The sequence below is a fragment of the Sulfuricella sp. genome (genome assembly GCF_035531155.1).
In the GTDB taxonomy this organism is placed as follows: Bacteria; Pseudomonadota; Gammaproteobacteria; order Burkholderiales; family Sulfuricellaceae; genus Sulfuricella.
Map to the genome: position 1 here is coordinate 97,507 of NZ_DATKTK010000003.1, position 13,524 is coordinate 111,030.

The following is a 13,524-nucleotide window of genomic DNA, read 5'->3' on the forward strand; positions in this document are numbered from 1 at the left end:
CTAATGAAGCTTCAATTTGACAAGACCATCAAAGCTGGCGACATACTCACGTCGTTGACTATTGCGCTTTCAGTGATAGCCCTTGTTCTGTCACTTGCAAAGGATCGTGAAAGTAGGGCGGTGGATCAGGGGATTATGATTCGAATTGCTGCTGCAAATGCAATCGTTAAGCTCGATCGCTGGCAGAGTGTTCAATTGTCTTTGTACCAAGAATTAAAGCCTTCTTTTGTAGAGTCTAGTGAATCGTTGGAGAAGAAGTACGATGTAGAGGCTGTCAGAAATAAATTCTGGCGACTTGTTAACGGCGAAAGAATACGCATTTCTCATCAGTTACTAGATGAGCAACTCGGCACGACCTACTTAGACATCCTTTCTCACTTTCCCGCAGCAAGGGCGCAATACATTGAGGCGTTTTCGAAATTGGCCACTGTCGAAAAACAAGTTTCGAGTGATTTTTTGCGTAAATCTCAACAGACGATCCTGAATCTAGACGGCAAGCGGTCGACCTATCAGATGGCGGTTCTTGTGAATACCCTTCAAGCGCAGGCGCGCAAAAGTGAATCAGAACTAAAGAGCAAATCCGATGAGGTGATAGCGCCTGTTCGAGATTATCTTTTAAAAATAATTGATCTGCCCGATGAAAAAATCATCGATGCCAGTCATAACAAACAGACGTCCAACTCGCCGTTCCAGAGGGGCGCTACGCCGGCAAGCCGGCTTTGTTAGGCAGTTTCGATCCCTCGTGACCTGATATTGGGATTATATTCCTATGTTGTTATCGACCTAAGTGCCTCTCACCCATTTATGAACATAGATCTACTGAAAGTCGTTTCAATTTTTTCCGCGTGGTTTGGATTGGCAGTGTTCCTCATGTTAATTGCCGCTGGCAGAGTGCTTGCAGTTTATTTTCCGAGTGTCCGGCGGCGCCATCTCGTATGTGGAGTCGCCTTAGGTAGCATTTCTCCGATCTTTATAGCCCTTCTCAACGACGCCTTTGATGCTTTTGTTAGCCCGCTGACACAAAATCTTCTGAGCCGCCTCTATGATATGGAGAAAATTCATTCCCTTGGCCCGTGGATGGTCGAACAACAGAGGCACTTGACGACTGAGACGGTTCAGGGCTGGCTATCGCTAAGGGATTACATCAAAGACTTCATCCTCATTTTCAGTGCCGGTGTCGGTGGAAATCTGATTGCTGGCTCACTCATGGATTGGCACAAGAGTGAAACTATTGACCATCTTCAATCGGATCTTCCGCAAACTGAGCATGTAGATCCCCTCCAGGCATCGTGCTCCGGCGGTAGGTTACCTCATTCGTTAGGGATCGGAACGGGGAGGGTTATTCACATGAATAATCAGGCATCAGAAGAAGATATTTTGCGGGTTTTCATCGAAGAAATGGAGGCGCGTGGGGAAGGTCGACAGTTTGTTCGTCTAGATGTAGACCAATCTATGGTTGAAAAGATTAACAGTGCAAAGGGGAGCGCTATAGATTTAGAGCAGCTCTGCAGATTGGCTGACAGGTGTTTGGCGAACGAATGGTTAGAGCACACCGTGGTGGGGGGGCGGCAAATATGGACATCTTTCATTAACGGCCACTGGGCAAGGTGTCATAAGGTCGCGTCAGCGAAAAGAAGAAGCATTGGCCAAAAGAACGTTGTGGAAAAGGGCTTCGGATTACATCGAAGAACACAAAGGCTTATTTCTGGCCCTAGGTGCCGCCATTGCAGTAATGGGCCTCTTGCTTAATTTATTTATACGAAAGGGCTGATACCATAGACATTCCAGAACTTAAAGTAACTCTCAAATGTCTGTTCTGCGGCTCTCCACTGCAAGGACAAGAAAACTCTGAATTCCAGTCTGGCGATCAGATTAAGTGTACTGAATGTGGTGAAGGGAATGATTATGACAGCGTCCTTGGTGTTGCTAAGGAGGAAGGAGTAGCAATGATGAAGGATATCGTACAGGATCAGATGCAAAAGACGTTCAATGACCTATTTAAGAAAAAATAGCCCTAACTCTTCGTGTGAGTGGGGCGGCTGACGGCGAGTTTTCGCCAACCTTCAATCCATTGCCGTGCGCCAAAATATCCAGGAGCGCCGACATATTCCTGAAAACTTGCAGCCAAATACTGCAACTTTGATTACCAAATGCGTTTTCTGCACACCAAATAGAAAAGAAGCTGGATACCAGAAAATGAGCTTCGATTTTCCGAACAACACACAACAACACAAAAAGCCAAATCATCTTGAGCCCGTGCACCAAACTATCTTTTTCCGCGAACTGATGACCCTTATACTGGCTGCCTAAATAACGCATTCCGGCAATAATCGGAGCTTCGCCTTCTCTGATCCACTAAAAACATTCCTAGTCGCACCACAAAATCCCCGTGCCATCGGCCATGTGCTCGCGCCGGTTGTCGGCGCAACCCTTCGGGCGTCCTTGCGGCCGGCACAGCATGGCCTCTACACAAACGCCAGTCGAAACCCCGCGACCTTCTCAGGATCGCGGCGGCTGGCTTCTCTCGGGCTCAACAGGAACTGGTCTATAGGAGAGGACGGCAGGTAAACGCGGCCTGTTTATCGGTTGATACAGGTGTGTTTCAACCCTCTGCATTAATAAAATTTTGGTGGTTAAATTGGTTCTGTCGAAATTCACAGAAAGGAAAAATCATGAGAGTGAAACATCTATCAGTCACTATTCTGGCAACCCTTCTTCTAACAGGTGGCCACCGGGATGTAGTGCTACTGGTTGGGCAGAATAACCAGCTCATAGTCAAAGGTGAGTCTTTTACTCAAGGTAAAGTGGGTGCCATGGATGTGGCTCAGGTGCAGCCTGGCCGCATGTCCATGAAATGGTATCCACCGAAAAAATGGTTGGGCATTATCCCTGCAAATTCTGGCGTCGACACTCCATAAAAGAAAGCCGCCAGGAGGCGACCTTCAGTCCTTTCCTGGATTAGTTTAGAAAGCGAAGCCCGCACCGATTTGCGCTGCAGGTTTCCCGGCCAATGAAAGCGAAGCTGTGACTGTGGTTCGTGGCAAAGTCGCCGCGAAACTCAAAGCCGTGGCCGTGCTGCTGCCAAAACTTCCAGCGCCTATTCCCATGCCAATTCCCCGTGCCGATCTGAGCGCCGCAATCGCGGCCGATGAACTGGCCGACGACATGGCCATGCTGGAAACAATACCCGTTTCCGCCTGGTCAACTCGATTCGACAGGTTATCAACCCGGCTCCCGAGTCCGTCTATTCGGCTTCCCAATCCTTGCGCATAGGTGTAAGCCGAATTAGCCGTGTTAAGTGCCGTGGCGGCATTGGTGTTGGCAGTTGCGGCCGCTGTAAACGCGATATTGGCATTCGCATTGGCCGTGTTTGCCGTGGTTTGCGCTGTTGTGGCGGTAGCCTGTGCTGTGGCTGCCGCCGTCCCCGCTGACGTGGCAGTAGTCTGCGCTGCTGCTGCCGCGTCCCGAGCTGTTTGGTCAGTCGTGCCGCCCGATACGCCGGTAATTGCCGCATTCAGTTGGCCAACGGTGGCCGCATCCGTGTTGGCAACGCCGTTCGCGACATTAGTAAGTCGCCGCTGCAATCCCGTATTACCAAAGCTGACGGTGTTACTTTCACCGGTCGTACTTTGAGAGCCAATTGCGACCGCGTTGCTTGTCAACGCGCCGCCGGTGCCAGCCGTAATCGATGCGCCTGTGCCGATGGCCAGGCCATTAACAACGAACTGGCCAGTCGCAATATTCGCTCCGTAGCCAATTGCGGTATTTTGCAGCTCGAAGCCAGCCTGGCCAGCCGCCACGGCATTGGTGCCAATGGCAATGCCATTACTGCCGGCTGCTTGCGCACCAGCACCCAAAACAACGCCGCCTTGGCTGGATGATGTGGCTCCTGTTCCAATGACGATCCCGCTATCACCGCCAGCAGTTGCGGATGCTCCGGCGCCAATAACAATGCTGCCAGATCCGGCTGAGGTCGCCGTAGCTCCAACAATGACGTTGGTTGTCGCAACAGGGCTTGTGTCAGCGGCATTGTTTCCGATCACCACATTCGTGCCGTTCCAGTTGCTCGTTAAAGCACCTGTGCCGAGTATTACATCCGCTGCTTGCGCATTAAAAGCTCCTGCACAGATTGCAGATACCAGAACGACAAGCATTTTCTTTTTCGATTGCATGGTTTTTCCTTTTCTTAGGACGAAAAAAAACCCGCCGGATGGCGGGTCTATTGCCGCAGATTGCGACAATTCAGCGGAGCGGCGTCGGCCACTCGAAATCACACAGGCTGGGGAAGGGTGCTGTTAGGTCGGGACGATAGAGGCGGCGGCCGGAATGTGGCGGTAAAGTGTGGCCACGGAAACCCGCTCAAAATCACCGTTTATGAGAAAGGAACGTTTCGGCAATCAATCCTGATTGCTTAATTTTGGAGCACTGAGAAAATCTTCTTTCGTCCGTGAGGTTAGGCCATTTGCCCACAGGTTTATACCAAATATTCGGGGGATAATCCGTACCCCATAAACGTTCACCTTTCGTCTGAGGTGCGTATTGAGAATTTGTTTTTCAACCATTTAAACCAGTTGGTTAGACAATGAGCCTTGACGCTGCCGGCTACGCGGGTAGGGGACTCTTGCTCGGAAACAGACAAATCAATGATGACTGCCTCAAAGGGGGCGCCGGTCATTTTTTTGCCATCAACCAATGTATTCAGTTCATCAAGGAGAGCTAGGCATTCTCCGTAAATTTCATAGTTACAATCTGTTTTAGCAACACGGGCGACATAGACTGACATCACACGGTCAACATTAGATTTCGCCGGTACCATGACCTCCAGATCAGGATGCAAGCACAGCAGTCTCTCGATCAGATCTCTTACTTTCATAATATCTTCAATCCGTGTCGCCGGCGATGGCGATCCAGGCCAGCCGGTTTGCCTTTGCATCGTCCAGGGCGTGATGCCGGCGCAGGCCCTCGGCGAAGGCCCGTTCCACCGCCTGGTTGAAAGCTTGATCTTGAGTGAGTATCAGCGGCTTGCCGTCGAGGTTAAACGGCCAAGAGTCCCGTGCATGAGGGCTGTCATAATTCACGTTGTAATCAGTGAAAATCTCCTGAATCCACGGCCAGTCCCAGCTTAACGAATCAGTGGCGAGCCTCACCGGCCAGTCGAAGGCCTCCAGCCAAACCTTTAGCCGTTCACGCAGATCGTCCATCGTCATGAGCGCCGCGCCGCCCTCCAGTTGTGGTAGCACTGCCTCCCGGGCGAAGTCGCCGACGTCGGCCAGGCGATAGGTGTCCGAAAGCTCGGCATAGAACGTCCGTTCGCCGGTTTCGTCGATCAAGCCGATGCGGATGAGCTGGTGATCGACGATCAGGTCGGTAAATTCGGTATCGAAGAAAACACGGATCATGTCAGCCTCTCAATCAGCACGGTCACATCTGCCTCAGTGAGTCCCGTTCGGTGATCCACCAGATAGAGCATCGGGCAGGCGGGAGTGAAATAGGCATCGAAGTCGTCAAGCGCCAGCCACGGGCGGCCCTGCTGACCATTATCGGACAACCAGAGACGACATTCCATTTCGCGGCGATAGAATGGTACGGCGTGGTGCATCACCGCTCCTTGCGAGGTAGCCCCCCCAATTAACGGCGTTCCGCCGACGAACCGATGCGCCAGATCCTCGCCGCCGCCCTGGGTGGCGAACTCCACCAGGTCGTCGACGGTGTGTATATCCCGCCATTGGGTTGAGAACACGACTTCCACGGTCGGACACGCGCGCAGGATTTGCCACAGATACGGCCGGCAAGAAAAATCCTCCGGTCGGTTGGGATTCTCGGGATGCAGTACGCCGTCGAAGTCGAGGAAGAGGATCATCGCTACACCTCAATGACCAAATTATCGCGGAAGCCAGGACTTTGCTCGTGCGGATAGCCACGTTGATTGCTGATGACACGGCATCCATCTTCCTCCACAAAATCTACGTTGTGATGAGTATGTCCGAAGGCCCATAGGGCGATCGGGTGTTTGTGCATGAGCGCAGCCATGTCTACCGTGAAATATGGCGTCAGTGCCTCACCGTCGAACCTCGGCGCTACGCAACCACGATGAGGGGAAAAGTGTGTTACGACAATGGTCTTACCGTCGAACGGCTTGGCTAACTCACGTTCTAGGAATGCGCGAGCGTCGTGGTGAAGCTGGATCGTGTCGCTCGGCTCAATGAATTTCTGGTCAGCGCCGAAGATGGTTGAGTAATCGCTAATGTAGTTTTTGGCCATCGCAAGCCGGCTGATCCTGTGTTCTTTGCCGTATAGCTGGAAGTCCGACCATAACGCTGTACCGAGGAAGCGCACGCCATCAATCTCGATCGCGTCGTTTTCAAGGAAGTGCACACCAAGGTGCTTGGCGGTCTTCCGCAACTCGGCGGTCAGTTCCGGGATGTGCGCACCATAGTATTCGTGATTCCCGACAACATAGATAATCTCGGGTGATGCGGGCCACTTCCGAAATGCAGTCTCCGCCCACTCGATGCCGTGGGCATGACTGCCGATGTCACCGGCGAGGATTGCAACGTCGACATCGAGCACCGGCGGCTCCCATGCCAGGGCGCCTTTCCGGTGCACAACCATTTCGAGATGCAGATCCGAGTAAAGAGCGATTCTCATTTGTCCGCCCCATAAACATTCACCATTTTTTTCCTCAAAACAACATCATCATCAACCTTAGAGCTTCATGGCCTCCCAATTGATCGATGGCAAACTATAAGCCAGTTGCCGGTTCTTGCTTATCCAATGGGCGCGTTTTTCATAGGCCAAGGCCCATTTTGCCAACCGATGCATGCCAAGCTCATCCGAGGCCTGCATACCCTTTGCCCGGGCACAGATTAAAGCAAGTGCGAGCTGCTGGTGCGTAGGAAAATAGTCACTCTGCTCGATAAATATTGCTGTCAGGTGCTCCGCCAGAGCCTCATCGGTCGCTAGATCCTCATAGGCCCCCAGGTCACGGGGATTGTCGAGCTCGGATATGAGATCATACGTGGTACCAGGCATATCCAGATACGCATACGACAGAGCACGATGTCCACGATAGTCCTGGGTCTGCACACGGGCAAAACGTGGACCTAGCCCATGCAGATCAAAGAGGAAGTCGTCGAGCTGGACGAAGTGGCCGCTAGGCAATACTACTGCCATCTCTATCAACTCTCGCGGATGCCCGAGATATATATCCGTCATGGCATTTTTTTTGGTTTCGCCCTCGCCTCCAGCGCTTTCATTTTCGCGGAATGTCTGGCCAGCGCGGCGTCGAGTTGGCGCTGCTCCTTCCGCAAGGCCTCAGCGCGCTGAGCCTCGGCGATGTTCGCCGACACGAACGGTACATGTGCGGGCTTTTGATTCAGCGCCGGTATGGTAGGCCTCGGTACTTCCGCCGGCTTCGCTATGGTAGCGCTGGAATCCTTTGCGGGGGATATTTGCGGCACGACGGCCTGCGCAGCCGGAGCAGCCAAGGCCAACATGAAAACAAAAGTGATATGTTTCATTATCATGGCGCCACCATTTCGATGTCCATGTTCGCCAGGAACAGCTCAAAAGCTGGGGTTACGGTGCGCGCTGATTCGGCATAAATCCATGCCTGCCGGTAGTTTGCGGAAATCGTCTCGGCAAGCAACCAGAGTTGGGCCGGCAGCATCGAGGCCCCATGCTCTGCCATAAAAATCGACTGCCGATAGCCCAGCAGCAGCTTTTCAACTGCATCGCGTAATTGAGCGGCCGACGCTTTTAGGTGCCAGTATGGTCGATCCTCGATGTCGGGATCGACCTGGACGATCAGATCCTCCAGTTCGTCCTGCGAAACGACAGGTGGAACCAAGTATTCTTCGGGTAAAATTGCGTTAGCCATGATCACCTCCTTTGTGGGTGGGTTGTGGTTAGGTTGCGCCGCCGGTGGCTGCCGGCGGTGCAACCGACTTACTTAATATTTTTCCGTCAACAATCACTCTAAATTGCTGACTGCGAAGCTCACTGCCGCCGCTCGGCTCATTCCGCGCGCCTTGGCCCAGGCATCTAGCCGGGCCAGAAGGGCAGGGTCTATTGAGAGCGTAATAATCGATTTGCGGCCGGATTTCTTTATCGACTTCACCGGGGCCTCATCTTCCGCTGGTCGCGCATCCGGCGCGCCGGCAATGAAGGCATCGGCCGCTGCGGCTGGCACTGCTGCTTTTTTTCGTGTAATGCCCATAATCTTTACGTAATCCTTAATGTGTTTTTAAAGCATGTTACTGGAATATTGCCGCAACAAGTCGGCGGATTTCCGCAGTTGCCTTCGGGTCGCGGCTCGCTTCTTCCAGGATACCCCGGCCCCGGCCGGCGGCATCGGCAATCGCCTTGCGCCGCCCGACTGGCGCGGCAAGGTATTCAATCCCTTCCGGGGTCGCTCCGGCAGCGTCATCATTGTCATGCCCTCGGCTGTCTGCCATCGCCAAGAACGCGACGGCGCGAATGTCGCGCGCGGCACGAGCCTCGGCCAGCAATGCGGCCATGTCATCGAGCGCCCACACGTCGAAGCTCCGGGGTTGAAAGGGGATTAGCACTAGGTCCGCAAGCATGAGTGCTGCTCGCAGTGCTGTGTTGTCTCGCCCGCCAGCGTCGATGATGATGTCTGAGTACCGCTCCCGTGCCATCGTGACCTGCTGCCGCAGTATCTGACCTTCGGAATAGTGCGCGGCGGCGATCGCCGGGCCGTCCTCACGGTTGGCCAGGGCGGCAATCAGGGAGCCTTGCCTGTCGCCGTCGACGGCCAGCACGTCACGGCCATCAAGGGCGCGGGCGGCGGCCAGGTTAAGTGACATTGTGGTTTTACCAACGCCTCCCTTGGTGTTGAGTACAGCCACGATCATATTTAACCTTTCCAGTGTATAGATGTAATTATGCTATCATGTTTACGTAATGTTGCAAGCAATATTAAATGCCGTGAGGTTTCCTCGAACATCTTTGGCCATCCTCGGTTTTGCTGCGGCCGCGCTCGCGTGCTACGCATCGAGACCGCTTCTCGGTCTCGCCCCTACGCTAAGGAGTGCGGCTTTCGCCGTACGCTAGAGGGGCGCTGCTTGCGCGCCCCCACCCCAGCAACCCTACCGGGGGACGCCTCCCCAGCGGGGGGATGTAGCGCCCTCCGGGCGCACTAATTAGGGCGGCCAAAGGCCGCGACTGTTTGGCAGGGTGGAAAGAAGCAGGTTTGAATCGAGAAGCCCGTGACTAGACGAAGGATTCTGCGCAGCGCATAATCATCAAAGAATAGGAGGGTGATATGAGCTTCTTAGACAGACAGCAGGGTATGTTGGATGGATCGGCTGCAACGGCCAGGAACTACGGCGCAGCGATCGACCAATGGGAGGATCACGCCAATCGGCTGCAAGGGCGGTTGCAGGCTGCTACAAACCAGGCCGAAGAACTGGCCAAGCAGCGACTTTTTGCCCAAGCGCAGCTCGAAGGGCAGACGGCCGTTATGTTGGAGCTGAAAGCCGAACTCGAACGGGTGTGTCCAAACTCGCCTCTACTGCATGAGGATGGCCGGCGGACGAATATCGCCCGTGCGGCAATGGCGCAGTTCCTCAAGCAGCACGGCTACGACTACGATCCGAAAACGCAGGCGGTGCGAAAAGTAGGGCCGTAAAAAAGGGGCCTAGCGGCCCCTTCATTCTTTGCTTATCGCGGATCTGGTAGAAGCTCCGCATTGCCACGGTCTTTATCGGCTTGTGACAGCGTTCCGCCATCACCTTCCCCTTTTCCACCACCGTTGCCACCTCCACCAGGTTTCTTCGGAGATCCACCGCCTCCTTTGCTCATGTTCATCATTACGGCCTGGTAGCGATGCGCCGCTTCCTTTTGTTCGCTGTCATCTGCGATACCGTGTACGCCCATTGAGCCGCCGATCGTTCTGAGGGCGTTGTCCGGGAGCCAGTTCACTAGGGCGAAAACCGAGTGAATTACGCCTGTCATGATAATTACGTAGATGACCACATAGGCCACAAACGCGGCGATGAACGAAAAGCTGTTGTGTTCGGCGCCCTGAACTGTCGTCATGTAGGCGAGATTGATGTAGCCAGTCACGGGCTGGGCAAGCCAGATCGAGCCAAAGAAACCAAGAACCGTCAACGTTGGACGCATCACTAGGCCCAATATAAGCATGTAACCCGGTCCGGCGCGACCGACCTGGTCATCACCGTCCGGATGCATGTGTGCGGCGGCCATGATCGGGCTGGCGATCACCATCTCAAAAACCAGGACAAACCACTTGATAACTGCCGTGACGCCGACAATAAAAGGAATCAACGGGATGTAATAAGCGGCGATCGAACCGAAAATCAACAGGCCCAGGACGATAGATTGCAATATCCAACTTACTGAATTAAGGGCGGCGCCGGCGTTAAAAAAATTGCCTACCGTCCAGGACACCGCTCGGCTTTCGACCCCGCCGCTAGTCACGGCCAGGAATGTGGCGATTGCCTCTGCAGTGCCGATGATGCTGTCACCCACCGCCTTGATCTGCCCGACATGACTCAAGTTTGACCCGGCCAACTCTTGCGTAAAACTATAAATGCCCTTTTGTGCGAAGCCCGACAGAAGGCGTTTTATGTCACCCCACGAAGTTGGAAATTCTCCATCCTCCTTAAACTGCCGCCGCAATTCCTGTCGCGGCGCATCGCTCCGAGCCTTGAGATATTCGTTTGCTACTGACATCGCGTCGTCGTAGGTCTGTAGCGTCTCTTTCGTTTCTTTGTCCGAGATCGAAATAGGACTAGTCGACGGCAGCGCATTGAGCGAAGCCTGCATCACGTCGTTCAGCTGGATAAGTTGGTTGTAGTACGTTGGCAGGTAGATCCAGCCACCGGCGCGCACAGCGTCAATAAACTGTGTTCTGCGAGTGTCCGAGGTTTGTTGTACCGCAGACTTTGCGGCCTGCATCAAGGCGTTTTCGTAGTTGGCTGCAGCTATCTCGATCGCACCAGGAGCAGGCGGCTGGAAGGCGACGATCTGCTGGGCCACGGGGCGCAGATCCGCGATCATCTGGCGTACAGCGTTGGCTTGCGCCAACATGATCGGTTGCTTTGCGATCCTGGTATTGCTGTTGCCCTCAGACGCCTCGTCTGATTGTTCCCAGGTCAGCGCACCGCAAACATCAGGGCTCAGGCGAGCCGGCTTGCCGTTTTCCATTTCTCGCCAGTGAAATTCCGTTACCCGATAGGAGGAGTCATAAAGCGCCTTCCCTACGCCGATCGGGCCGAGTGCCACATCGACCAGGCCGATTTCGCCGGTGTTCGCCACGATCCACGATTTTTCTTCTGGGAGAATCCGTCTACTTTGGTTCGAGTCGGTGTACTGCTTGTTCATCGCTGCCATGCAAACTTCACTGCGCAAAATGCTGGACGCAAACTGCCGGGTGTCCGGCAGGTGTGGACGACTCACCATGTTGGTTTCAGCAATATAGTCCAAACCCGCGTTAAGCACCGCATCGCCGATACCGGCCGACTGGACGGCCAACCACAGGACGACAATCTGAATGAGGGAGTAGCCGGAACCCAGCGGGAGCAGGAGCGCGGAACCGCCGACCGTGCGGATCGGTACCCAGATTTCCGACATTTTCTTACCAAGGAGCTGGCCATCGTGGGCCGAATCGATGGTACCTTTCACGGTGGTATAGGCTACGAAGAGCATACCTAGAAACATTACGGCCGAGTTGAATGGAGCGAGCATCGCGCCCAGGGGGCTGTCGACCTGGCCGCTCTCGGCGTTCGCGCCGGCGGAGATTTTATCGACGATCGGCCCGAATATTTCCCGAAGAAATTTTACCGAGGCGTCCCCAGGCGGCGGCGTGAATAAGTGAAGCGAACCACTGTCAGCTCGCGCGGACGATGCGAACAGTGCCAGCGCCAGGCTGGCGATGATTCCTATTGCCATTGCTACGCGGCGCACCCATATGTCCCTCACAAACCAGCCGCCGAAGCCATACAAGGCCCTGTCGCGCACCTGGCAGGCCCGGAAATGCCAGTGCAGGGTATTAACTACGCCGAGCAACATCACGCCGGCCGACAGCATGGCGTGGCTGGCCATGTTCGAGACCATCGGCGAAATTGCAAAAACGGAAAACCCGACCACAAACACCAGGAACCACAGTGCCGAGCGGTATTGAAATTCTCGTGCCCGTGTGTGCAGATCCGCCTCGGTGAGGTCCAGGCGTGCTACAGCATCGGCAAATGTTTCCTTGATCGGCTTGCGCCGATCGAAGAGCGCGGTCTTGGCGAGTTTGCCAACTCGCCCCGCTGCCGTCACAACCTCGCCGACCGCGCCGGCGGCTTGCTTGGCCATCCACCATCCACTGACGACGGATATCCCCGTAAAGACCGCTTTTTTCTTATCCATGCCCTATTACCTCCCCGCTTTCGCGGCCGCGTTTCGGAGCTCGCGCATTCTCACCGCGGAGTCCTGTTCCACGGAGATCGCCAGCTGTGTAGCCAGAACAGCCTCGATCCTCTCTGTTTTCTTGTAACGATCAAAATCCATTGAGGTCTGCAGCGCCATAATTTTGACCACCTCGCGCATCATGTTTTCCATGCCGAGGCCGGCGATCATCTTGTACCAAGCTGGCGACTCAAAGCGTCCCCGCACCTGGCTTTCCATCAGTTCCAGTCGGCTCACATCGGCTTTGTTCAGCATGGCGGCAGCTCCCAAGCCTTGGATAGGAGTACGCTCGGCGACCGCTGCATTCAAGGAATTTGCCGCTACCGAGGCGCGCGCTTGCTCGATATACTGGCCGGCAACGAAGGTTTTTCCCTGGTTCGTGGACTCCCAATTTTTGGGAATGTTTTGCGTCGGCATTGGGTTGACCACGTTGGTCACAAAAGCCTGCGCCGCCGCGATCTGATCCGGGGTGTAGCTCGACGTATTGAGCGTGGCATCGGCGCGCACATCGGCGTTCTGCATGGCCGGATCGGCTGGGCGGGAGCAGCGGCCGAGATCCGCGTCCTGCTGCGAGCAATAATTGTTAACGTGATCGTCGTAAAGCTTGCCCACGGCGGCCGAGGTGTTCGGCGTGAATAAGGTACGCTTCGCAGAATCGGTGTTGTACGAGCGCAGCGCTTGCGCCGCGCCGGCGCTGGCCACTCCTGCGCCGGCGCCACCAGCTGCCTCAAAACATTGGCGTGGCGATGGCTCATAGCGTAATTGCGCCTCAGCACGCGCCCTTTCCATGTGCATCTGCGACTGGACGGCGGCATTGCCTTCAGCGAAGGTCCGCATCGCGGCGGTCTGCTTTTCGATCTCGGCATAGAGCTTGCCGAACCCCGTTAAGATGGTCAGGTTCAGGTGTTCCAGCACCGCGGCGATAGCGGATGTAGCGCTTGAAATAGCTTGCGATACCAAATCTCCGGCTTTTATGGCCGCACCTGCGGCCTCCTTACCGTCGCCGCAACAAGCATCGGCTGACCCCTGAACAAATAAACTACTGATAAAGATCAACGCCACGAGGTTGTTTTTGGTTTTCATAGC

At 54.7% G+C, this 13,524-nt stretch carries 16 protein-coding genes; 4 read left to right on the top strand and 12 right to left on the bottom strand.

The window, feature by feature from the left end:
• The first annotated feature begins 3 nt into the window (after positions 1–3).
• From VMV64_RS00535 to VMV64_RS00545, 3 genes are all read left to right on the top strand, one after another.
• Positions 4–726: a hypothetical protein gene (locus VMV64_RS00535; RefSeq protein WP_325327990.1), complete on the top strand. Its 723-nt coding sequence runs from the start codon at positions 4–6 to the stop codon at positions 724–726.
• A 78-nt stretch (positions 727–804) separates the two neighbouring features.
• Positions 805–1,749 (top strand): hypothetical protein, encoded by a 945-nt coding sequence (locus tag VMV64_RS00540; RefSeq protein WP_325327991.1) that lies wholly within the window; start codon positions 805–807, stop codon positions 1,747–1,749.
• Between the two features lie 923 nt (positions 1,750–2,672).
• Positions 2,673–2,918 (top strand): hypothetical protein, encoded by a 246-nt coding sequence (locus VMV64_RS00545; RefSeq protein WP_325327992.1) that lies wholly within the window; start codon positions 2,673–2,675, stop codon positions 2,916–2,918.
• A 45-nt stretch (positions 2,919–2,963) separates the two neighbouring features.
• On the opposite strand, the gene VMV64_RS00550 is transcribed toward VMV64_RS00545, so the two are convergent.
• The 10 genes from VMV64_RS00550 to VMV64_RS00595 form a co-directional block, all read right to left on the bottom strand.
• Positions 2,964–4,172, bottom strand: a complete 1,209-nt coding sequence (locus VMV64_RS00550; protein WP_325327993.1) for a hypothetical protein — start codon at positions 4,170–4,172, stop codon at positions 2,964–2,966.
• Positions 4,173–4,516: 344 nt separating this feature from the next.
• Complete coding sequence (locus VMV64_RS00555) at positions 4,517–4,873, bottom strand: hypothetical protein (protein ID WP_325327994.1); 357 nt, start codon at positions 4,871–4,873, stop codon at positions 4,517–4,519.
• Positions 4,874–4,880: 7 nt separating this feature from the next.
• Complete coding sequence (locus VMV64_RS00560; RefSeq protein WP_325327995.1) at positions 4,881–5,399, bottom strand: hypothetical protein; 519 nt, start codon at positions 5,397–5,399, stop codon at positions 4,881–4,883.
• Positions 5,396–5,860 carry an HAD domain-containing protein gene (locus VMV64_RS00565; protein WP_325327996.1) on the bottom strand — a complete coding sequence of 155 codons (465 nt, stop codon included), beginning with the start codon at positions 5,858–5,860 and terminating at the stop codon, positions 5,396–5,398. Before VMV64_RS00565 ends, VMV64_RS00560 begins: the two co-directional genes overlap by 4 nt.
• Positions 5,861–5,862: 2 nt before the next feature.
• Complete coding sequence (locus VMV64_RS00570; protein WP_325327997.1) at positions 5,863–6,648, bottom strand: metallophosphoesterase; 786 nt, start codon at positions 6,646–6,648, stop codon at positions 5,863–5,865.
• 57 nt (positions 6,649–6,705) lie between these two features.
• Entirely contained in the window at positions 6,706–7,215 is a 510-nt protein-coding gene (locus tag VMV64_RS00575; protein WP_325327998.1) for a hypothetical protein, read from the bottom strand.
• On the bottom strand, positions 7,212–7,520 hold the full coding sequence (locus VMV64_RS00580) for a hypothetical protein (protein WP_325327999.1): 309 nt from the start codon (positions 7,518–7,520) through the stop codon (positions 7,212–7,214). The genes VMV64_RS00575 and VMV64_RS00580 overlap by 4 nt, the downstream gene beginning before the upstream one ends.
• A 2-nt stretch (positions 7,521–7,522) precedes the next feature.
• The gene (locus tag VMV64_RS00585; RefSeq protein WP_325328000.1) at positions 7,523–7,879 is read right to left on the bottom strand and encodes a hypothetical protein; all 357 of its coding nucleotides are present in this window, start codon (positions 7,877–7,879) and stop codon (positions 7,523–7,525) included.
• 93 nt (positions 7,880–7,972) lie between these two features.
• Entirely contained in the window at positions 7,973–8,218 is a 246-nt protein-coding gene (locus VMV64_RS00590) for a ribbon-helix-helix protein, CopG family (RefSeq protein WP_325328001.1), read from the bottom strand.
• A gap of 37 nt (positions 8,219–8,255) precedes the next feature.
• Positions 8,256–8,876 carry an AAA family ATPase gene (locus VMV64_RS00595; protein WP_325328002.1) on the bottom strand — a complete coding sequence of 207 codons (621 nt, stop codon included), beginning with the start codon at positions 8,874–8,876 and terminating at the stop codon, positions 8,256–8,258.
• Between the two features lie 410 nt (positions 8,877–9,286).
• On the opposite strand from VMV64_RS00595, the gene VMV64_RS00600 reads away from it, so the two are divergent.
• A complete protein-coding gene (locus VMV64_RS00600) occupies positions 9,287–9,652 on the top strand; it encodes a hypothetical protein (protein WP_325328003.1) in 366 nt (121 codons plus the stop codon).
• 32 nt (positions 9,653–9,684) lie between these two features.
• Here VMV64_RS00600 and VMV64_RS00605 read toward each other — a convergent pair whose 3' ends face one another.
• Both VMV64_RS00605 and VMV64_RS00610 read right to left on the bottom strand, forming a co-directional pair.
• The gene (locus VMV64_RS00605; RefSeq protein ID WP_325328004.1) at positions 9,685–12,399 is read right to left on the bottom strand and encodes a DotA/TraY family protein; all 2,715 of its coding nucleotides are present in this window, start codon (positions 12,397–12,399) and stop codon (positions 9,685–9,687) included.
• Between the two features lie 6 nt (positions 12,400–12,405).
• Positions 12,406–13,521: a hypothetical protein gene (locus VMV64_RS00610; protein WP_325328005.1), complete on the bottom strand. Its 1,116-nt coding sequence runs from the start codon at positions 13,519–13,521 to the stop codon at positions 12,406–12,408.
• Between the last annotated feature and the right edge of the window lie 3 nt (positions 13,522–13,524).